Genomic DNA, 21445 nt, shown 5'->3' with positions numbered 1-21445 from the left:
GCTCATGCTAAGAAAAGGTCACTGATCTGCTAAATCAGTGACCTTTTTATTATGTATTCTTTTAAATGTCATCGATTAAGTCCTCAGAAACTCTTCCATTGCCTCAATGGGTTTTGATCCGTCAACGTCATGTGTTTTATAATAAATGCTAATGTAAAAAAACGTTTGGAGGATTTTTTTGAATAATGTATTCATCATACTCGTGCTCTTGTCTTTGTTTGGATTGATAGTAGGTTTAATTGCACCTAAACTAGCAATCTTCTGGAACAAGAATCAGGCGAGTCGCAAAAAAATATTAAAGATTTATCCAGCCATTTTCGCCATAAGCTTTATTCTGGGTGCCCTTACCGCTCCTCCCCTTGAAGAGGAGAAAGAGCAGCCTGCTGTCTCTGACGAAGTGGATACAGTGGAAGAAGAGGCATCTGAAAAGACAGAAGAAAAGCCTACTAGTAGCGGCGAAGAGTCTAAAGAGAATCAGAATAACGAGAAGAAAAGTTCAGAGGACTCTGAGCAAACAGAGAGTAAGGACTCCTCTGAAGAAGTAAACGTGGCTAGTAGAGAAGAAAACGATAAAGAACCAAAAAGCTCAGAAGAAGATAAGGCTCCTTCTAAAGAGAACGACTCCAAAGAAAAAGAAGACTCCCCTTATGAACAAGCAACGGTCTCAAGGGTAGTGGACGGAGACACCATCGAAGTGACATACAATGGTACAACAGAAGACGTACGCCTATTGCTTGTTGACACTCCTGAAGTGAAACACCCATCAAAGCCTGTGCAAGAGTTCGGGCCAGAGGCATCTACCTATGCGAAGAAAATGTTAACACCGGGAACAAAGGTAGAGCTAGAGTTTGACGGTCCGAAACGCGATAAATATGACCGACTGCTTGCTTACATTTGGGTAGATGGACAAAACTTTAATAAAGCGTTACTTGAAAATGGGTATGCCCGATTAGCTTACAGGTATGATCCTCCCTATACCCATTACGAGACGTTCATGAAAGCACAGAATCAGGCCAAATCTCAAAACCTAGGCATTTGGAGTGTAGAAGGAAACTATGTTCAAGATGATGGATTCCATCAGGAAGTACTAGTTTCAGAAAGTGCCGAAGAACAAACGCAACAACAAGAAACAACTAAAGAACAAAACCGAACAACTGGCTTACCCTATGACCCGGATGGACCCGATCGTGACTGTGGCGATTTCGACTCTCACGAAACGGCCCAGGCATTCTTTGAAGCTGCTGGAGGGCCAGAAGAGGATCCCCATCGCTTAGACGGATCAGATGAAGACGGACTAGCTTGTGAGAGTTTATAGTGGGACTGGGGGGACAGGTACCTTGTCCCTAACTGCTCCTCTGGTATCCTTTTTCTTATTCTTTATTGATCAAACGTTTGATCAATCCCTCCTCCCTATCATCCTTTTCCTGGATATATTTAAAATTTTTCGGGTGGTTTGATCGTAAACTTTTGTTATAATAGATAAAATATTGAAAAAGTTTAAAAGGGGTGAATGTGAATGCCTATTAATATACCTGAGCAACTTCCGGCTAAAGACATTTTGGAGAAAGAAAACATCTTTCTCATGGAAGATCCGCGCGCCAATAACCAAGATATTCGTCCACTGAATATCCTCATTCTCAATTTAATGCCAGAGAAAGAGAAAACCGAACGCCAATTGCTTCGTCTGCTAAGCAATTCACCATTACAAGTCAACGTAGAATTCATCCATACGTCTACATACGAATCGAAAAATATTAGCAAATCTCACTTAAGTCAGTTCTACAAAACGTATGATGAAATAAAAGGAAAAAATTATGACGGGATGATCATTACGGGCGCCCCTGTTGAGCAGCTGCCATTTGAAGAAGTTGCCTACTGGGAAGAACTAACGGAAATTATGGAATGGACGAAAACAAACGTCACCTCTGTGCTTCATATTTGTTGGGGTGCACAAGCGGCTCTGTATCATCATTACGGGATTGAGAAGTATGAACTGCCTGAAAAAATATCGGGTGTTTTTCAACATCGTATTATGAATGAGACGAATAAGTTAGTTCGCGGAATGGATGATGCGTTCCTGGCCCCTCATTCGCGCTACACCGATGTATCAGAAGAAGAGATTCTTGCGAACGACCGATTAACACTACTGGCTTCATCAAAAGAAGCCGGGGCACTATTGATGATGTCTAACGATGAGAAGCATGTAATGATTACAGGTCATATTGAGTATGAATCCACCACACTAGCAGAAGAGTATGAGCGCGATGTAGCAAAAGGACTCGATGTTAACGTTCCATCCGGCTACTATCCAGACGATGACCCTGACCAGAAACCTCTCAATCGCTGGCGATCGCAAGCCTATCTGCTGTTCTCGAATTGGCTGAATTACTGCGTTTATCAGGAGACTCCTTACGAATGGGGCGCGGAAGATTTGTGGAGTATTTAGTGGGCCGGGGGGACAGGTACCTTGTCCCCATGGGGGCATCTACTACCTTTTGCATCCTTTCTCACGGCAAAAGGTCACAGAAAGCGACACTCTCTTACCTTTCAAGCTTTACAACTTGTAAAAAGGTAACTGATAGCCTCGCTCTCTTACCTTTTAAGTACAAAAATCTATTAAAAGGTCACTGATCGGTTGAATCAGTGACCTTTTTTCATTTCTCCTACCTCATAACGTCACAGATACAGTCACCTGTACTCTCCCTATCCGAAAAAGTGGGACAAGGTACCTGTCCCCCCTTCCCACAAACAAAAAGCCCGCCCCAATTAAGGGCGGGCAGATTAATATTTATTCTTCAGTATCAGAAGAGGAATTTTCAGACTCCTCTTCCCCTTCAAGCTCCGGCTGGGAAGGTTGTTGTTCTTGTTGAGCTTCTTCCAACAAGGACTGAATCTCCTCCATAATACGTCCGGCTTCTTGATAGTTTCCTTCTGACGTTTGTTCCTGATACTGATCAAATAGATCGGATACTTCTTGAAGCACTTGACTTGATTCAAGCATTTCTCCTGTATCAGGTGTCTCGCCTTGCTCTCCTTCTCCATCTCCTTCTGGCGCTTCGCTATCAGGATCAATGCGGGATAGCAAGACTTCTAAAGCACGGTCAAAGGTCGGTTCCATCACAATCTGGTTCTGATAGGCAACAATGACCTGTTTGACTTCTGGTAAAGATGTTTCATTAGAAGATTTAATATAAATTGGTTCCGCATAAAGGATCGTATCCTCAATAGGAAGAACGAGTAAGTTTCCTCGGATAACCTCAGATCCACCTTGAGACCACAGGTTCAATTGCTGCGAAATGTCGCTGTCCTGGTTAATTCGGTTCTCGATTTGTTGCGGACCGTATACGTTTTCCTGTTTAGGGAATTCGTACACCATCATCTCCCCGTAGTTGTCGCCATCGTTTCGAACGCCCATCCAGGCGATCATATTTTGACGATTACGCGGAGTGAATGGAGTCATGAGGACGAATTCTTCTTCCTCTGCTTCAGGCAGACGCATGGTCACATAATAGGGTTCCATCGTAACATCGTCGTTAAAGTATTTCTCCGTTGGAATCTCCCAGTAGTCCTCACGATTATAGAAGACTTCAAGATTCGTCATGTGATACGTCTGATACAGATTAGACTGGATCTTGAACAGATCGATCGGATAACGGAAGTGACTGCGAACATCTTCAGGTACTTCTTCTGTGAACAGTTCCGGGAAGATATTGCGGTACGTCCCAAGCAATGGCTCTTCAGGGTCTACCACATAAAATGTTGTTTCCCCTGTATACGCATCTACGGTTACTTTCACCGAGTTGCGGATGTAGTTTTTATTTCCTTCATAGGCCTCAGAGTAAGGATAATTACTCTCTGTTACATACGCATCAATCATCCAAGCCATTGTACCATCATCTCTGACGAAAATATATGGATCTTCGTCATACGAAAGGAATGGCGCAATGCGCTCAACACGATCCATAATGTTTCGTGTCTGAAGCATTTGGCTATCCCCCGTTACCTGGTCCGAAACAAATAATCGGAACGACCCTTCATCAAGAGCAAAAAGTGCCCGGTTAATGCCAGATAGCGGAATGCCGGTATCCGCTTCAAAACGGTTCGACTTATTCTCATCCCCAGAAGGATAATCAAACTCGTCGACTCCACTATTTACAACAACCGTGTCATACTGCTCTTCACCGAAGTAAACTTGCGGTCGTGTGATCTCCAGTTCTCCTTGAGGAGGCAAGTTCTGAACCATATACTCCGGTTGTCCTTGTGGTGTAATCTCATGAACGTTACTCATCGCAAGCCCGTAACCGTGCGTATAACGAAGGTTCTGGTTCACCCACGTCTGTGCTTGTGAAGGTAAGTCAGACGTATTCAATTCACGAGCTCCCAAGAAGACTTGTTGGTACTCACCATCAATGTTGTAACGATCAATATCAATATCATTAAATTCATAATACGTACGGAACGTTTGCAGCTGATTGTACACATCAAGAATTGGTCGACTATCATTAATGCGTACATTATTAATCGTATCCTGGTTTCGTTCTACCATCTCACGATCAAGCGTATCCGCTCCAGGATGCTGAGCCTCTGTCATATCCTCAAGCTCATAGGCAGTTCTTGTCATAGAGAGGTTCTCTTCCAAATAAGGACGTTCTTTAGAAAATTCATTTGGCGACACAACGAAGTTTTGTACAATCATGGATGCACCTTGTGCCACAATCCCCACGACAATATAAAGAATAATCGGCAGAATCATGCTCTTCCAATTACCACGGAATAAAGAAATGATCACCCAGATTGTACCGAGTAAAGCGACACCAGCCAGAACGTATGAGGCTGGGTTATTAATCACATCATCCGTATAGCTCAAGCCATGTACAACACTTTGTTGCGCCACATTGACCTGATTGGTAAGTAGTGAATAAAACGGTTCAAGTACATGTTGCGCTGCTAATAATATCCCAATAATCGCTAGCGTCGTACCTAGATGCAATTGTGCCGTACGACTTGTGCGATACATCGTGAAAACGGAATACAATCCAATTTCCACAAACAAGAAGAAAATCGCAAGACCTAGTACAGTCGATAGCGCGAACTCTATAAATGGTAGTACGAACATATAGAAGGATACATCGCGATCAAAGTGTGGATCACTTACACCGAAAGGCTCATAATTCAAGAACTTAAGCCATGGCTCCCAGCCCACTCCTTGTACGATTGTACTTCCGATCAGTCCAATGAATAGAGCCAAAAGAAGTACCAACGATCGACTCCACTTCTTACTCGTCACAAGGGTTGGTAACTGCCCTTCATTAAAGTGTCTTAGATAAGATTTCCGCACCCAACTAAACGTAATATAGGTACAAACGGCGAAGAGGATAAAGCCAACAATCCCAAGCATAAACTTGCTCGTCAGAATCGTCATGTAGGAATCCTGGTATCCCACTGTCCCCATCCATATGTATTCCGTAATCCAGTTTAAGGACAAAAGAGTGAGAACCAACAAGGCAATGACAACAAACCCTATCTTCCCAAACCATCCTCCATACTTTTTCATCTTTTTATTTCCACCAGAGGGAAACCCTCTGACGTTACTCGTCTCGTTATCCAAACCAACGCCTCCTTTTTCTCTATACCTAACTATACGATTGAGAGTAAGAAATGTTTCGTGATTCTTTAGTTTGACTATAACGGAATAGCGCGGCGTCTGCAATCAAAGGATAGGTCGTCTTGATCAAACGTTTGATCAATTTTTTATAAAGGTTGGCAGGGGCAAGTGGATCTCTGACATTTTGATTGCTTTTTGCTAGGAAAAGGTCAGAGATTAGGGTCTTCTCTTACCTTTTGTATGGCTTTATGTAGTAAAACGTCAGAGATAGTCTGGTTCTCTTACGTTTTGAACAATTTTATCTATGAAAAGGTCACAGATCACCCAGATCTCTTACCTTTCTGGAGTATCAATCAGCCAAAACGTCACAGATTGCACACCCGAAACCTTATGCTATACTCTAATTATCCTCAAGAAAAGAAAGGAATGAAGCTATGCCGCTATACAAACCTCGAACAAAGCCGCCCCACTTAGCCATTCTAGAAAACCTGCAAAAACGAATGCTCATCCCCTCGAAATCAAGTAACGATTATACCCGTTGGCTTAAAGGCTATGAAGGAGAACAACGCTTTGATCAATTGATCGAGCTACTCGCCGAAGAATCGTACATCCTTAACGACCTGTTGTTAAAAAAGCAAAATACAACTTTTCAAATCGACACGCTTATGATCACATCTGAGAAGATCTACCTTTTTGAAATCAAAAACTATGAAGGTGATTTCCTCTACAAAGAAGATAAATTTTATCGATTACCGAACACAGAAATTCTCAACCCTCTCCATCAATTAGAACGAGCTACTGCATTACTCGGTCAACTACTGAAACCCCTGGGACACACTTTACCGATTGAAGGATACGTCGTCTTCATACACCCCCACTTTCACCTTTATCAGGCTCCGCTGACACCTCCGCTCATATTTCCTACACAAATTAAGCCGTTTCTAGATCAACTCAAACCTTCCTTCCCACTTACCCCTTACCATGAAAGACTAGCAGAGGAGTTAAATGCCCTGCACCTCACCGAATCCCACTCAACTGAAATACCAACCTATGCATTTGATTCTTTGAAAAAAGGAATAAACTGCTTGGAATGCTTCTCCTTTTCTATTCAAGTGCAAGGTCACCATTGTTTATGCGGAAGTTGCGGGGCCATTGAGGCCTATGGCGACGCGGTTCTACGAAGTGTTGATGAATTCAAGTTGCTGTTTCCCGAAGAGAAGCTCAAGACTCAACTCGTTTATGAGTGGTGTGGGAAGCTTGGAAGTGATAAAAGAATTCGTAGAGTACTTCAGAAGCATTTTACAATGAAAAGTCACAATCAGTGGACATACTTTGAATAGAGCTGGTGCAGGCGGTGAATCTCTGACCTTTTGATGAATTTTTACTAGGAAAAGGGCACAGATTAAGAGTATCTCTTACCCTTTAGGCCTCTCAAACTACCAAAAGGTAAGAGACTAGGCGCATCTCTTACCTTTTGTCGTTTCAAATCTATGAAAAGGTCACAGACAGACTCCTGTGCCCCCATCTATAAGTGATGAGATTAGTTTAATGTAATAGCTTGTCTACCAAATGTATCCCAAGCAGCTACGAAATCTGATAAGGGTAGTTTACGATCCTTTTCCTCATAGAGTGGATCGTTTATATAGACGTGGTCTTCATCATAGCCCGTAATGAGAACAGAATGAATCTTGTTCGTAATACGTAGCTCTCCTTCATTAGTGATCCATGTTTCCCAGTGCTCAGGATCAATGTCTCCAAATGTACTCGCTACAATGACCCATACTGGCTTCTGATTATCGAGCGCCATCTGAATTTGATAAAATGAGCCACCCGTTAAATTGTGAATCTCACCTGGCAAATACGTTTCGGCCAAGTTTACAACAGGCTCTGCAAAGACAGAAAGACCAGGATTTGAGTAATCATACATATCACCCACAAACCCGTCATTCGGATTCCCGTTTACTCCATTTGCTATGTAAGGTACCTTCGGGATTTCTTCAGCTAGCTTCATTTTATCTACATCAACATCTGCATACTGCAGTAACATCGCGAGAGATGTCATTTCACATCCCCTTGGTAACTCTGGTAATTGTTGAATATGAGGGGCATCTACGAGTACTTTTGATTCTAGTTTTGGTGTTAGAGGACTTGAAGAAATAGTAGGTTTGCTGCTATGTGAGGACGCTTGATAGACAACAACTTCTTTTGCTTTAGTAGTTTTGTGATTCTGAAAGACAAACATCACAGCTACAATCATCAAAATAGTAATACCACTATATAAAATTTTCAATACTTTCTCCCCCGTATTTAATTATGTGGTGAATTTGGGTTAATTCTTTTCTTTGTACTATAGTTAATTATAACCAAATCCTCCCAATTGTTAAATAGAGTTTTTGGAATTAGGGGGAGATCACATATAGTTTGCTTCCAAATCATCATAATAAATGACCCTTGAGTATGGAAAGTGCACAAACCAAAAAGCCCTCTAAATAATCGAGGACTTTTAAGAGTGTACTATATCTTCTATCCTTTTATTTTCATCATCTTCTAACCGCTTTCGTATTAGTTGTTGGGTATCAAATTGAGCTTGGAGCATCAGTAAGAGGACCATTGCAATAAGCGCTGAGCCACTTACTACAAAATAAGCAGTAGCCCTCGTCCCATTGATAATATAGTTATAAGCGTCCCCACCTACATAAGCATTTACTGCCTCACCATCAACCGAGAATAATTCATCACTATTTGGATTATTATACTGAGTCAATTTATCAAATCCAAGCACCAAAAAAATGACGACAATAGTACCCATTATAATAGCAGCATAGTGTAAAGGTTTTAATACCATTCTTTATCTCCTCTTTATCTGTCCAAAATTTCTGATTAATTTAGATCCTTAGATAAATTTTTAATTCCTCTTTAATTTATGTAAACCCTTATATACCTATATGTTTCGGCAACAGTATTAGAACAATGCTCTCAATAATGAGCGTGGCTTAAACTCATCGATTTTTACGTTACAACTTTCTCTAACCATGTTAGACCATCACTTAGCTAGATAGCAGACCTTTTACTCACTTTTTATTCGTTTCTAATAACAAATGCGGTTATAGTCAATATTGTGATTTTAGAAAGTTTAGAATAATTAATGGCGCATAAGAGTAATTTGCTATAAAATTACATTTAGTTAACGATTAGTTGTTATCACCTATATAAGGGAGTGCTATATATGAAAATGGCCGACGTCCTTCCAAAGATGTCTAAACTTTATCTATCAAGAGTTGTAGAAAGTTTTTTAAAAGATGTGAGGTTAAAAACTGAAGAAGAGATGCGAGAAGTAATTCTAAAAAACATTGAAGAATTTCAAAATAGCGAGAGAGTAAAGCGTAACTTGAACTTTTTAGAAGCTGATCGAGATGTTGCATTAGTTAATGAAATGATATTAATGTCTCTTATGGAACGTGAAGGTTATGTTTTATCTGAGGAAGATATTTTCACTTGGGTGGAGAGTTTGGAGAAGCAAATTTTAGATGAAAGTAATGACGCAGATTTTATCAAGATATCCATTCCTGAAGATGCATATAGAATCTATACATCAGTACTCAAAGCCGCTTGGAAAAAAGACGACTCCCTTAATGCACACGAGATTAATATGTTGAATGTTTTAAGGCAGGAATTAGGATTAAATAATAGAGACCATTATTTACTTGAAAGTATTTTAGGACGCTTTCCTCAAAAGGGCAACAAACTACATACTGTAAGACAGATAGAAAAATCTTTAAAGGACCTTCAATCCAGAGGTCTAATCCTACGCTTTAAGGAAAACGAAGCATATTATATTATCCCAGGTGAAATCGCAAGCATCATCAGATACGAATTAGGTAGTGAATTACGAAATGAAACATACATGAGTCTATTGAATGATTTAAATGTAAATCAATTAAAGAATATCTTACAACCTATTGGCCTCAATATCAGCGGTACCAAAAGCACACTAATTGAACGTATTATCAAACATAACATTCTACCCACAAAGGCTTTAAACTTTTTGAATAACTCTGAACTAAAAGATGTGCTTCGTTCCTTAGATGGAGCTCGGATAAGTGGCACAAAAGAAGAAAGAATCAGAAACATCGTTGACTACTATGAAAATCTTACATCAGTAAATGATTCTGATCCTACCGACCCACGTTCTCGTCTATATGATTTTTATGAAGAATTAGCTTCAAGAAACTATAAACCTCTGAGGGTGAATAAAATAATTGATAAAGATTTAGACATAGAAAAGTATTTTGAAGAAGCTACCCAATATATTTTTGAAAAGAAGCTAGGTCTAGAACTTGTTGATATGGATGGCAGTAAGCATGCTGACGGGAAATTATACTTAAATCAGAAAGACACAATTCTCTGGGATAATAAGAGTGTTGAGAAACCCTATAATTTCCCTGATTCCCACTTCGATCAATTCTTAGGATATATTAGGTCGGATAAAACCAGAGTAACACTATTCCTTATTATAACTTCTGATTATACCAACGAAGCTATATCCAAAGCTCAAAAACTCAAAGCGTTCTCAGAAGAAGATACTGATGTAGCTATTATTCACGCAGCAGATTTGAAATACGTAGCTGAAACATGGACAGAGTATTCAAACATGAAAGATCCAAAGTTCAATCTTCAAGTCTTTAATCTAACAGGTGAGCTAAACAGAAGTACATTAACAAGTAGAATGGAATGGGCCATACAATAAAAAAGAAGCAGCTTTTAGCTGCTTCTTTTTGTATGATTAAATTAAGTAATCAGCCTAATCCCCTTTCTTTTCACAACTTCCTTCTAAGATAATCACCTAACTCTTCATCACAACAATAAACGTAACACCCTTTCATCCCCCGAGTCATAAGCGTCTTATACGTATTCCGCACCAAATCAAACAAGGGATCATCTTCTCCTTTTTTAGGCTTCCGAGGTCTGGCGCCTTTATCTTTAAATTCTTCCCTTCGCACAATAAGGGAGTCCGTTTCCGGGTCATATCCTAGGTCTTTTCCAATAATGACACCTACATAATCCATCTCTAACCCCTGGACAGTATGAATACACCCAACCTGCTCCGCGCAGTCAGGGTGAATTGCCCAATCGATACGATTTGGGTCGTTCCAAGGAAGAGCAAAGTTGTGTTCAGGTATCGTTACATCAAGTGGAAGTTCTCCCCCTTTTGAGTTCTTATCCCAATCCCACGCATATCCTGCCAATAACCTTCCTGAACGTTTATTGACAATCTCTTCTGTTAATTCATGGGGATTCGAAACCACTTTAAAGTCAAAATCACCTTCTAGATCAACCTCTCCATCGGTGTAACCTAATACACTATTCAACCATTCAATGTAATTCCCTGAACCCGAACACCGATACTGTGAATCGAGTTCTACGGTATGCATTGTAGCACCTTGTTTAGCAGCTTCTTCTCTAATGACCTTTTCACTTCCAATATCCTTTTTAGAAATTACTTGCTCGTCATCTACAAAAAAGACACTCACTTTAGAAGACCGAATAATTTGGGTAGCCTGATTCTCCCCTTCAATCTTTTTCTTCATATGGCCTTGTTCTTTTAAACGGTGAGCCTCATCGCAAATTAACACATCAAAATAATCTACCGGTGTGTGAACGTAAGAAGCCGAGCCTTTGAATAAATCTCGCACTTCTACATGACTAGTTGAACCAATTAGTTTTTTACGGAGGATTTCTCTGAATGCCTGATTGGGTGTAATATACTCGGCGTATGCGTTTTGCTTTAATAACTGACTCATAAGGTTCAATCCTATAACAGACTTACCAGTACCGGGTCCGCCTTTAATAAGGATTGAATGCTTTTGATTCGTTTCTGGACTGATTCGATTATATATACTTAATACTTTCTCAAAAGCGACCTTTTGTTCGTCTAACAACACAAACTCCTCATTACCATCTATTAAGGATTCTACTGTTTCTACTAGTTTCTTAGAAGGTTTTATCTTTCCATGTTCGATTGCCTCAGCAATCTCACCTCCGCCACCTTCTGAAACAGTATAGTTAATTCTCTTAGCAAGGTCTCGGTCACTAAATTGAAAAAACAAAGGAGATTCATCTAAATACCCTTTGTATCGCAGATCTAACAAAGGTTCATTGTCTGGGTTCTGGATATAATTATGTAAGTAAGCACAAGAAGACAACTGAATCGAATCATCTGTGTAGAGTGATTCATTGAAATTAAGTAAAAACTTTTTGTAAGAAGATGCTTGATACGAGGGATGAACCGTTTCTCGATCACGCCCTCCTAAAAAAGTTGTGACAATACCATTGCCATCTGCGAGATTAGCTTTCTGCCATTGTTTTAACTCAATAATCATAGCGTTCTTTTTATTCTCTTTATCACGGCCTGCTATGATAAAGTCAATTCTTTTCTCTGTAGAGGGAAGCTTATATTCTAATAGAACATGGGCATCTTTTTCTAATCCAGAGTCTCTTATAACTTTAGCCATTTGAGGCAAAGAGTTTTCCCATGATCTTAACTCGTTGGATGACACTGCTTTATTCATTCTGTTTAAAACGTTTTCCTTTAAGACATATCCAATTTTATTCTCTTTTATATGATTAACAAAGCTTGAGGAAGTCTCATTATAGATAATCATAGTTATTACCCATCCCCTTTAACTGGATATTTAAGTGCGTTTTTATCAAGCTTCCTGTAAACTTCCTCTTCTAAATCAACATTCATTTTGTCAGCCATTTGAACAAGATAGATCAAGATATCTGCCATTTCTTCACTGGTATTCTGATTCTTATCTAGCAACGCCTCTTGACTACTTTTCCATTGAAAGTTCTCTAGTAACTCGTTTGCTTCTAGCGAAATAGAAATAGCTAAATCTTTTTCATTATGATATAACTCCCAACCTCTTTCGTTTCTAAACTCTATAATCTTCTCTATCATTTTTTTCATCTAATAGGCCCCTTGTAACGTAATTTGTTATAATTAGTTTCATTTTACCACCTATTTACATTGTTTTGTATTTTGAGAGGCTCTTATAAAGTTTGATTTGATAAGCATAAAAAAAGCAGACACCCTCAAAGAGTCTCTGCATTATCCTTTAAATATGATGTGTCTTGTCTTATACACTTAGAGGACTTAAGTTCCTCCATGAGCCGTTAGAGAAAGAATCATCATTTCACAACCTATCCCCTATACCTAACCGTCAACCCCTTCAAAAAACTCCTAGCAAACTTATCCCCACAATCCTTATAATGCTTATGCCCCTTCTTCCTAAGCAAAGCACTCAACTGACCTTTCGTCACATGAACTCCCGCCTGATCAAACACCTCAAGCATATCTTCACTCGTCAACTTAAGAGCAATCCTCAACTTCTTCAACAAGACATTATTAATCCACTCATCACCAGAGAGCTCTGGGCGCTCAGGCTGTCCTGGCTTCGGCTCTTGCTTACCTCTTTTATAAATAATCAATCCATTTAAAAAGCGCTCTACCGTTTCATCATCGACCGTCTCTTCCGCTTCCTCTAGGTCATCGCTGTAACTGTCATTTGGTTTAGTGAGCATTTCGCCCACTTCTTCTTTTGTTACCGTCATACCGCCGAGTTCAAAGATCTCGACCATTTCGTCATTCTTTAAATCAAGTGCGTATCGTAATCGGATTAATCGATCGTTATTTATCATTTATATGGACCACCTTCGTTTATAAAGCAAAGTCCCGAGAATTAGGACAAACTCTCGGGACTCTTGTCTTTTGTATTATTTTCTTTTTAACCAGGCTACATTCTCAATGTGGCCGGTTTGTGGGAACATGTCCACTGGCTGTACTTCTTGTGTCTCAAAACCGCCGTCTTCTAAAATACGAAGGTCGCGGGCTAGCGTTGATGGGCTGCAGGATACATACACAATTTTCTCTGGTTGCATCTCAATCATAGCCTTCAATAACTCTTCGTCGCACCCTTTACGTGGAGGGTCGACGACGATGACATCAGGGTCGAGGCCCTGGCTCTTCCACCATGGGAATACTTTTTCAGCTTCACCGACGAAGAATTCAGCGTTGTCCATGCCGTTTAGCTTCGCGTTTTTCTTCGCGTCCGTCACAGCTGGGGCCACAATCTCAACGCCATATACTTTCTTCGCTTGTTGGGCTAAAAATAGCGAGATCGTGCCGATGCCGCTGTAGGCGTCGATGACTGTTTCGTGACCTTTTAGATCTGCATAAGCTAGAGCTTGATCGTATAGCTTCTTCGTCTGAACAGGGTTGACCTGGTAGAACGATTTTGGTGATATCTTGAACTCGATATCGCCAATGCGGTCGACGATGTAGTCGTCTCCGTAAAGAACGGTGGTTTTATCACCTAAGATGACGTTTGTTTTCTTTGAATTGACGTTGTGGACGATTGACTTCACATTCGGATATGTCTCTCGTATCTCTTCGACAATTTGTTCGGCGTGTGGCAACTGCTTTGTACGGGTTACCATCACGACCATAACGTCGCCTGTTGTTTGACCAGTGCGGACCATAATGTGACGAAGGACGCCGCGGTGTTTTTCTTCATTATACGCTTCAATGCCGTACTTCTCCGCAATGCGGCGAACAGCTTCGACCATGCGGTTGTTGTGCTCGTCCTGGATCATGCACGTGTCCATCTCAATTATGTCATGGCTGCGCTTGCGGTAGAATCCGGCCTTCAGGCGATCGCCGTCTTGTCCGACTGGGATCTGGACTTTGTTGCGGTAGTACCATGGATCTTCCATGCCGATTGTCGGGTGGACAGGCACATCGCTTAAGTGGGCGATTTTATGCATGGCGTTTTTCACTTGATTCTGTTTCATATCTAGCTGCATTTGGTAGCTCATGTGTTGAAGCTGGCAGCCTCCGCATTGCACGTAAACAGGGCATGGAGGGTCTACGCGGTCTTGGCTTGCTTCTGTAACATCTAGTAGTTTTCCAAATCCGAAGTTCTTCTTTACCTTAATGACTTTGACTTTTCCTGTTTCGCCCGGTAATGCATAAGGGACAAATAATGGGTAACCATCGACTTTACCGACGCCGTTCCCTTCGTGCGTTAAGTCTTCAAATGTCACTTCAATTGTGTCATTCTTCTGGACCGGTGGTGCTGGCTTAGACATTCACATCTTCCTTTGCCGTTCAGATTGCTGAGTGAAATCAGCTCTTTTTCTAGTAGTGTTGCCATTTCCTAAACAGAATAACAAACGACTCTGAATCTTGCCTCTGTGACAAAATCCGAGCCGTTCTCATTCCTTATTTCTCGTCCCATCGATCTCTTGGGAGAAAGAATTCCAGGTGGCGATATAAATTGACAAATTCCCCGGGCAATAATCCGCCATATTCCCCGTCAATATTTAACTGCATCTTCTCGTTCGTATGAACCTTGATGCGATTTGCTTTCGTATAAATGACGTTTGGGTCACTGATGTGATTCCCTTTCATCGCGAGTGAAGCAAGACGAATGAGTTCAGCCAAGTTGACGCGCTTAATAATAAGCAGGTCAAACATGCCGTCATCCATCTCAGCATCTGGTGCTAGCTTCTCTAATCCGCCCACAGAGTTCGTGTTCGACACTAGAAATACCATCACTTCGCCTTCAAAATACTTCCCGTCATATTCGATCTCAACAGTCGTTGGACGGATGGAAGGGATCATTTCAACGCCCTTCAGATAATAAGCAAGCTGGCCCAGCATCGTTTTTAATTTACTCGGAACTTCATACGTTAGTTCCGTTAATTTACCGCCACCGGCGATATTCATAAAGTACTGGTCGTTCACCCGGCCAATATCAAGCTCTTTTGAAAATCCATCCAGAATCACATCAACAGCTTTTTTCACATTCCGCGGCACGCAAAGTGCTCTAGCGAAATCATTCGTCGTTCCAACTGGAATAATCCCCAGTTTCGGGCGATATTCATGTTCGGCGAGACCATTAATGACTTCATTAATCGTCCCGTCCCCACCTGCTGCAACCACCACATCAAACTCTCGCTCTACGGCGATTTTGGCTGCATTGGTTGCATCTCCAGCGCACGTCGTTGCGTGTGTAGATGTTTCATATCCTGCTTGTTCAAAGCGTTGCATGATATCAGGGAGCTCTTTCCTTACAGCCTCCCTGCCTGACGTGGGATTGTAAATAATTCGAGCACGTTTCATAGGTCCTTCCCCCATCCAAGCCTGTTTTTCCTTACATCATCATAAACCTTTTTCATCCATTTGAAAAGTTTTTCCTATTAGGCTCTTTTTCCATTTTATAACCCACACAAAAGCACGCTGTAGCAGCGTGCTTTCATGCAAGGTTCTATCTCTTTAGCGCTTATCCATTTCTTCAACGATAATCTTGTTTACCATTGGTGGGTTCGCTTGTCCTTTAGTAGCTTTCATCGTTTGACCAACTAGGAAGCCTAGTGCACGGTCTTTACCGTTCTTGTAGTCTTCGATGGATTGTTGGTTCTGATCAAGAATGCCTGTAATAATCTCACGAAGCTGTCCTTCATCAGAAATCTGACCCATGCCTTGATCTTTCACGTATTGTTCTGGCTCTGTACCATTCTCAACTGTTTCAGCGAATACTTTCTTCGCAATCTTAGAAGAAATCGTACCGTCTTCAATAAGCTTGATCACTTTTGCAAGATTGGCAGGTGTTAACGCAACGTCTGCTAGTTCTTTTTGCTGCTTGTTCAAGTAAGCCGATACTTCGCCCATCATCCAGTTTGATGCCTGCTTCACATCAGCACCTGCATCGATTGTTTCCTGGAAGAAGTCAGATAGCTCTTTGTTATTTGTAAGAACCATTGCATCGTACTCAGGTAAACCAAGGTCGTTAATGTAACGAGCTTTACGAGCATCTGGAAGCTCTGGAATTTCAGCACGAACGCGCTCTTTCCAGTCTTCACTCACGTATAGTGGTACAAGATCTGGCTCTGGGAAGTAACGGTAGTCATCAGAACCTTCTTTAACACGCATAAGAAGCGTTTCTTTCGTAGCTTCATCGAAACGACGCGTTTCCTGAAGGATCTCGCCACCTGCTTCTAGTACTTTTTGCTGGCGCTTCTCTTCAAACTCTAGCCCCTTTTGAACGAAGGAGAAGGAGTTTAAGTTCTTAAGCTCTGTTTTCGTACCGAATTCTTCCTGACCGATTGGACGGATCGAGATGTTCGCATCGGCACGAAGAGAACCTTCTTCCATCTTACAATCAGATACGCCTGTGTACTGAATGATATTCTTCAGTTTCTCAAGATATTTGTATGCTTCTTCTGGAGAAGCGATGTCAGGCTCAGAAACGATCTCAACAAGTGGCGTACCTTGACGGTTGTAGTCGACTAGAGAATAGCCGTCGTCACTGTGCGTTAATTTACCCGCATCTTCCTCGATGTGAAGACGAGTAATTCCAATGCGCTTCGTCTTGCCGTCTACTTCAATGTCGATATACCCATTCTCACCGATTGGCTGGTCAAATTGAGAGATTTGATACGCTTTCGGGTTGTCCGGGTAGAAGTAGTTCTTACGGTCAAACTTTGTATGTGTAGCAATGTCACAGTTTAGTGCCATCGCAGCTTTCATTGCGTAATTGACAACCTCTTCGTTTAGGACAGGTAGTACACCTGGGTACCCTAAGTCGATCGGGTTCACGTTCGTATTCGGCTGGTCACCGAACATATTCGGACTCGGGCTGAAGATTTTAGACGCCGTCTTTAGCTCAACGTGTACCTCAATACCAATAACTGTTTCAAAGTTCATTACTTCGCACCTCCCAGGCTTGGCTTTTGTGTATGGAAATCAGTCGCCTGTTCGTAAGCATGTGCTGCACGGTAAACCGTTGCTTCATCAAAGTGCTTACCAATGATCTGTAGACCAATTGGAAGTCCTTCTCCTGAGAATCCACATGGCACTGAGATTCCTGGCACTCCTGCAAGGTTTACAGGGATTGTCAGGATATCGTTCGCATACATCGTTAGTGGATCTTCTGTCTTCTCGCCTACTTTAAAGGCAGGAGTTGGAGTTGTTGGTCCGATAATCACATCGTAATCCGCTAGTACATCATCAAAGTCTTTCTTGATTAGTGTACGAGCTTGCTGCGCTTTCTTATAATACGCATCGTAGTAACCAGAGCTAAGCGCAAATGTACCAAGCATAATACGACGCTTCACTTCGTCACCAAAGCCTTCACTACGGGATAGCTTGAACATGTCTAGCATGTTCTCAGCATTCGGAGAACGACGACCATAGCGTACACCGTCGAAGCGTGCAAGGTTAGCAGACGCTTCAGAAGAAGATAGTAGGTAATACGTTGATAATGCGTATTTAGAGTGAGGAAGCGTTACTTCATCCCACGTCGCGCCCATATCTTCGTATACTTTAAGAGCCTTCTGAACGGCTTCTTTTACTTCGTCAGACACACCTTCAGCAAGGTATTCTTTCGGCACAGCGATTTTAAGACCTTTCACATCACCTGTAAGAGCTTCTGTGTATTTCGGCACTTCAATGTCTGCAGATGTAGAGTCCATCTGATCAAGGCCTGCAATCGTCTCTAAGATGTACGCATTATCTTCAACCGTACGAGTTAATGGACCAATTTGGTCTAAAGAAGATGCAAAGGCAATTAGACCGAAACGAGATACACGACCATAAGTAGGTTTTAGTCCAACAACACCACAGTAAGCTGCTGGCTGGCGGATGGAACCACCTGTGTCAGAACCTAATGAGAACGGTACTTCGCCTGCTGCAACTGCCGCTGCCGAACCACCACTAGAACCACCTGGTACATAGTCAGTGTTCCACGGGTTACGTGTTGCATAGTAACTTGAGTTTTCGTTAGAAGAGCCCATTGCGAACTCGTCCATATTTAACTTACCAACGTTGATCGCTTCAGCTGCATCAAGCTTCTGCACAACCGTTGCGTCATATAGCGGATCTGTTAGATTGTCTAAAATTTGGCTGGCAGCCGTTGTACGAAGGCCTTTTGTTACAATATTATCCTTCACACCAATTGGCATACCGAATAACAGGCCGCGTCCTTCAGGCGTACCTCGTAGTTCATCTAATTCTTTCGCACGAGCACGAGCAGTTTCTTCATTTAATGTAATGAAGGCTTTCACGTCTCCGTCTACTTCGCTGATTCGATTATATGCTTCATCTAAAAGATCATTTACGCTGATCTCTTTCTTATGTAGCATTTCTTGAAGATCTGATAATTTATAATCAAAAAGAGACATTCGTCACCCTCCTATTCCAAAATAGATGGTACACGGATTTGACCATCTTGCGTTTCCGGCGCATTCTTAAGCGCATCTTCTTGTGTAATCCACTTCTTCGGTTCGTCCTTACGCATCACATTCTTAAGATCCTGAACGTGTGTCGTAGGCTCAACACCCTCTGTATCCAACTCGTTCAACTGCTCCGCAAACGAGATAATATCATCCAACTGTTTCGTAAAACGCTCTGCTTCTTCATCAGACACGTGCAAACGCGCCAAATGAGCCACATGCTTCACTTGCTCTTCACTAATTCTAGACATCCTTTAACCTCCATTCGTATCGAACATCACATAATAATGATAATACCAAAAAACAAGGGATATAATCAACGTTGGTGCAAAGAAAAGCAACTCGAAAAGCGCAGGCGGGTTGGTCAAGGGCGTACGGATAAGTAAGCTACTGTAAGTCTGCGCAGCAGACTGGAAGTAGATTGCTTATCTCGCTAGCCCTTACCCGCCGGAGCTAGACAAGAAAAGCGCAGGCGGGGTGCCCAGGGCCGTACGGATAAGTAAGCTACTGTAAGTCTGCGCAGCAGACTGGAAGTAGATTGCTTATCTCGCTAGCCCTTACCCGCCGGAGCTAGACACCAAGAAAAGCGCAGGCGGGGTGCCCAGGGCCGTACGGATAAGAAAGCTACTGTAAGTCTGCATAGCAGACTGGAGGTAGATTGCTTATCGCGCTAGGCCCTCCCCGCCAGAGCTAGATCTCATAAAAGTACAAGTGGGTTGAGGAAGTTCAACTAAGTTCACCACGTCAATAGCCAACGTCGAACGCCCCCACCTCGTGTGAGCCCAAAACGTTTACATCCCCCACCATAAAGGAAAGAGCTATACAAAAGAGCCCCTTCGTAAAAGAAGAGGCTCTCATCAAATCTTAGCTATTCGCTTTATCAAATTCAGCTTGAATTTCTTTAGAAGGGCCTTTGCCAATCATACTTACAACAACCGCTGCAATTGTACAAAGGATAAAGCCTGGTACGATTTCATATAAACCGAAGATATTCGTCCAATCTTGACCTTCTGTAGGTTTTAACAGATCGCCCCAAATGACGACTGTAACAGCACCTACAATAATTCCTGCTACTGCGCCATTACGACTAAGGCGTTTCCAGAATAGACTCAAAATGATGATTGGTCCGAATGCGGCACCAAATCCTGCCCAAGCGTAACTTACAAGTTCAAGTACAGAGCTTTGTGCACCGTATGCAAGTGCAATCGCTAGTAGAGCAATCGCCGCTACTGAGAAACGACCAACCCATACAAGTTCACGCTCTGAAGCGTTTTTGCGTAGGATTGCTTTGTAGAAGTCCTCCGCTACTGCAGAAGATGATACAAGTAGCTGAGAGTCAATTGTACTCATAATCGCAGATAGAATCGCTGCTAGTAAGATACCTGCAATAATTGGGTGGAACAAAATCTGAGAGAACGCAATAAAGATCTTCTCAGCTTCTGTAGAATCCGGAATTACATTGTAGCCACCTTGCTGAACAATCTTCACACCTAAGTCAGCAAGTTCTCCCGCCGTACCGCCGTTAGCTACATAAGCGACACCAACAAGACCTGTGAAGATTGCACCGTAAAGACCAAGAATCATCCATGTCATACCGATGAAACGAGCTTTCGGCACGTCTTTCGGAGAACGAAGCGCCATGAAACGGGTTAGGATGTGCGGTTGTCCGAAGTAACCAAGTCCCCACGCGAGGGATGATATAACACTTAAGACTCCAACACCTTTGACCATATCAAGACGAGTTGCGTCGATTTCACTAACCATGGTAACGACTTCATTCCAGCCACCAAGTTCGCTAATCGCAACGAGTGGTACAGCAAGTAATGCAACGAACATCAGAATTCCTTGGAAGAAGTCCGTCCAGCTTACTGCTAGGAAACCACCTAGGAATGTATAAGAAATAATAACAATAGCACCAATCCAAAGGGCTTGGTTATACCCCATATCAAATGATGCCGCGAATAATTTCGCTCCACCTACCATACCTGAGGATGTGTAGAAGGTGAAGAAGAATAAGATTACAAGTGCGGAGATCACACGTAAAATATGTGATGTATCATGGAAGCGATTTTCTAAGAAGTCTGGTACTGTAATGGAATCATTCGCAACCTCTGTGTAAACACGAAGACGACGTGCTACGAATTGCCAGTTTAAATAGGCACCTATCGCTAGCCCGATTCCAATCCATGCTGCAGATAGACCTGAAGCATAAACAGCACCTGGTAAACCAAGTAATAGCCAACCACTCATATCAGAAGCCCCTGCACTTAACGCAGCAACACCTGGTCCTAAGCGTCGACCACCTAACACATAATCTGATAGGTCATTTGTCATTCTTGAAGCAATAACACCAATTAAAAGCATTCCAAGTAAATAAACGATAAACGTAATTAACGTAGCTATACTCATTAAGTTCTACTCTCTCCTTCCAGTAAATAAAGTGATGGTTGATAGGATAATTAATAATGGCATGGGAATAAAGAGCCACATCCATGTTGCAGTTGTTAACATTCGACGCCCCCTCCTTTTCGATGCATTATATAT

The 21445-nt window shown here is 41.9% G+C and carries 16 protein-coding genes; 4 read left to right on the top strand and 12 right to left on the bottom strand.

Annotated elements, in window-relative coordinates; translation table 11 throughout:
* Nucleotides 1-178: 178 nt before the first annotated feature.
* Both IEW76_RS16155 and metA read left to right on the top strand, forming a co-directional pair.
* The gene (locus tag IEW76_RS16155) at nucleotides 179-1315 is read left to right on the top strand and encodes a thermonuclease family protein (protein ID WP_229721272.1); all 1137 of its coding nucleotides are present in this window, start codon (nucleotides 179-181) and stop codon (nucleotides 1313-1315) included.
* A 201-nt stretch (nucleotides 1316-1516) separates the two neighbouring features.
* Nucleotides 1517-2446, top strand: coding sequence for a homoserine O-acetyltransferase MetA (gene metA, locus IEW76_RS16150; protein WP_188655467.1), 930 nt, complete (start codon nucleotides 1517-1519; stop codon nucleotides 2444-2446).
* A gap of 342 nt (nucleotides 2447-2788) precedes the next feature.
* Here metA and IEW76_RS16145 read toward each other — a convergent pair whose 3' ends face one another.
* The gene (locus IEW76_RS16145) at nucleotides 2789-5608 is read right to left on the bottom strand and encodes a UPF0182 family membrane protein (RefSeq protein ID WP_308422087.1); all 2820 of its coding nucleotides are present in this window, start codon (nucleotides 5606-5608) and stop codon (nucleotides 2789-2791) included.
* Between the two features lie 431 nt (nucleotides 5609-6039).
* Here IEW76_RS16145 and IEW76_RS16140 point away from each other — a divergent pair, with 431 nt between their 5' ends.
* A complete protein-coding gene (locus IEW76_RS16140) occupies nucleotides 6040-6945 on the top strand; it encodes a nuclease-related domain-containing protein (RefSeq protein ID WP_188655466.1) in 906 nt (301 codons plus the stop codon).
* 200 nt (nucleotides 6946-7145) lie between these two features.
* Here IEW76_RS16140 and IEW76_RS16135 read toward each other — a convergent pair whose 3' ends face one another.
* Nucleotides 7146-7895: a C39 family peptidase gene (locus IEW76_RS16135; protein ID WP_188655465.1), complete on the bottom strand. Its 750-nt coding sequence runs from the start codon at nucleotides 7893-7895 to the stop codon at nucleotides 7146-7148.
* 213 nt (nucleotides 7896-8108) lie between these two features.
* Nucleotides 8109-8450 carry a hypothetical protein gene (locus IEW76_RS16130; RefSeq protein ID WP_188655464.1) on the bottom strand — a complete coding sequence of 114 codons (342 nt, stop codon included), beginning with the start codon at nucleotides 8448-8450 and terminating at the stop codon, nucleotides 8109-8111.
* Between the two features lie 381 nt (nucleotides 8451-8831).
* On the opposite strand from IEW76_RS16130, the gene IEW76_RS16125 reads away from it, so the two are divergent.
* Complete coding sequence (locus tag IEW76_RS16125; RefSeq protein WP_188655463.1) at nucleotides 8832-10352, top strand: SAP domain-containing protein; 1521 nt, start codon at nucleotides 8832-8834, stop codon at nucleotides 10350-10352.
* Between the two features lie 70 nt (nucleotides 10353-10422).
* Here IEW76_RS16125 and IEW76_RS16120 read toward each other — a convergent pair whose 3' ends face one another.
* From IEW76_RS16120 to putP, 9 genes are all read right to left on the bottom strand, one after another.
* Complete coding sequence (locus tag IEW76_RS16120) at nucleotides 10423-12267, bottom strand: DUF2075 domain-containing protein (RefSeq protein WP_188655462.1); 1845 nt, start codon at nucleotides 12265-12267, stop codon at nucleotides 10423-10425.
* A gap of 5 nt (nucleotides 12268-12272) precedes the next feature.
* Nucleotides 12273-12575 (bottom strand): nucleotide pyrophosphohydrolase, encoded by a 303-nt coding sequence (locus IEW76_RS16115; protein ID WP_188655461.1) that lies wholly within the window; start codon nucleotides 12573-12575, stop codon nucleotides 12273-12275.
* Nucleotides 12576-12808: 233 nt separating this feature from the next.
* The gene (locus IEW76_RS16110) at nucleotides 12809-13306 is read right to left on the bottom strand and encodes a YehS family protein (RefSeq protein WP_188655460.1); all 498 of its coding nucleotides are present in this window, start codon (nucleotides 13304-13306) and stop codon (nucleotides 12809-12811) included.
* Nucleotides 13307-13381: 75 nt separating this feature from the next.
* A complete protein-coding gene (gene rlmD / locus IEW76_RS16105) occupies nucleotides 13382-14755 on the bottom strand; it encodes a 23S rRNA (uracil(1939)-C(5))-methyltransferase RlmD (protein WP_188655459.1) in 1374 nt (457 codons plus the stop codon).
* A gap of 133 nt (nucleotides 14756-14888) precedes the next feature.
* Nucleotides 14889-15791: a diacylglycerol kinase gene (locus IEW76_RS16100; RefSeq protein WP_188655458.1), complete on the bottom strand. Its 903-nt coding sequence runs from the start codon at nucleotides 15789-15791 to the stop codon at nucleotides 14889-14891.
* A gap of 153 nt (nucleotides 15792-15944) precedes the next feature.
* Nucleotides 15945-17375 (bottom strand): Asp-tRNA(Asn)/Glu-tRNA(Gln) amidotransferase subunit GatB, encoded by a 1431-nt coding sequence (gene gatB / locus IEW76_RS16095; protein ID WP_188655457.1) that lies wholly within the window; start codon nucleotides 17373-17375, stop codon nucleotides 15945-15947.
* On the bottom strand, nucleotides 17375-18850 hold the full coding sequence (gene gatA, locus IEW76_RS16090) for an Asp-tRNA(Asn)/Glu-tRNA(Gln) amidotransferase subunit GatA (RefSeq protein WP_188655456.1): 1476 nt from the start codon (nucleotides 18848-18850) through the stop codon (nucleotides 17375-17377). The genes gatB and gatA overlap by 1 nt, the downstream gene beginning before the upstream one ends.
* An 11-nt stretch (nucleotides 18851-18861) precedes the next feature.
* Nucleotides 18862-19152, bottom strand: a complete 291-nt coding sequence (gene gatC, locus IEW76_RS16085; protein ID WP_036784246.1) for an Asp-tRNA(Asn)/Glu-tRNA(Gln) amidotransferase subunit GatC — start codon at nucleotides 19150-19152, stop codon at nucleotides 18862-18864.
* A gap of 613 nt (nucleotides 19153-19765) precedes the next feature.
* Complete coding sequence (putP, locus tag IEW76_RS16080) at nucleotides 19766-21310, bottom strand: sodium/proline symporter PutP (RefSeq protein ID WP_188655455.1); 1545 nt, start codon at nucleotides 21308-21310, stop codon at nucleotides 19766-19768.
* Nucleotides 21311-21445 lie beyond the last annotated feature (135 nt).

The organism is Pontibacillus salipaludis (assembly GCF_014642405.1).
Classification (GTDB): domain Bacteria; phylum Bacillota; class Bacilli; order Bacillales; family BH030062; genus Pontibacillus; species Pontibacillus salipaludis.
Note: the sequence above shows the minus strand (reverse complement) of the source record. Positions and strands in the feature narration are given on the sequence as shown.

What these genes read in the sequence shown, in the direction of transcription:
- IEW76_RS16125 (WP_188655463.1), top strand. Translation starts at nt 8,832, where the DNA reads ATGAAAATGGCCGACGTCCTTCCAAAGATGTCTAAACTTTATCTATCA.
- IEW76_RS16120 (WP_188655462.1), bottom strand. Translation starts at nt 12,267, where the DNA reads ATGATTATCTATAATGAGACTTCCTCAAGCTTTGTTAATCATATAAAA.
- putP (WP_188655455.1), bottom strand. Translation starts at nt 21,310, where the DNA reads ATGAGTATAGCTACGTTAATTACGTTTATCGTTTATTTACTTGGAATG.
- metA (WP_188655467.1), top strand. Translation starts at nt 1,517, where the DNA reads ATGCCTATTAATATACCTGAGCAACTTCCGGCTAAAGACATTTTGGAG.
- gatA (WP_188655456.1), bottom strand. Translation starts at nt 18,850, where the DNA reads ATGTCTCTTTTTGATTATAAATTATCAGATCTTCAAGAAATGCTACAT.
- gatB (WP_188655457.1), bottom strand. Translation starts at nt 17,375, where the DNA reads ATGAACTTTGAAACAGTTATTGGTATTGAGGTACACGTTGAGCTAAAG.
- IEW76_RS16110 (WP_188655460.1), bottom strand. Translation starts at nt 13,306, where the DNA reads ATGATAAATAACGATCGATTAATCCGATTACGATACGCACTTGATTTA.
- IEW76_RS16130 (WP_188655464.1), bottom strand. Translation starts at nt 8,450, where the DNA reads ATGGTATTAAAACCTTTACACTATGCTGCTATTATAATGGGTACTATT.
- rlmD (WP_188655459.1), bottom strand. Translation starts at nt 14,755, where the DNA reads ATGTCTAAGCCAGCACCACCGGTCCAGAAGAATGACACAATTGAAGTG.
- gatC (WP_036784246.1), bottom strand. Translation starts at nt 19,152, where the DNA reads ATGTCTAGAATTAGTGAAGAGCAAGTGAAGCATGTGGCTCATTTGGCG.
- IEW76_RS16115 (WP_188655461.1), bottom strand. Translation starts at nt 12,575, where the DNA reads ATGAAAAAAATGATAGAGAAGATTATAGAGTTTAGAAACGAAAGAGGT.
- IEW76_RS16140 (WP_188655466.1), top strand. Translation starts at nt 6,040, where the DNA reads ATGCCGCTATACAAACCTCGAACAAAGCCGCCCCACTTAGCCATTCTA.
- IEW76_RS16100 (WP_188655458.1), bottom strand. Translation starts at nt 15,791, where the DNA reads ATGAAACGTGCTCGAATTATTTACAATCCCACGTCAGGCAGGGAGGCT.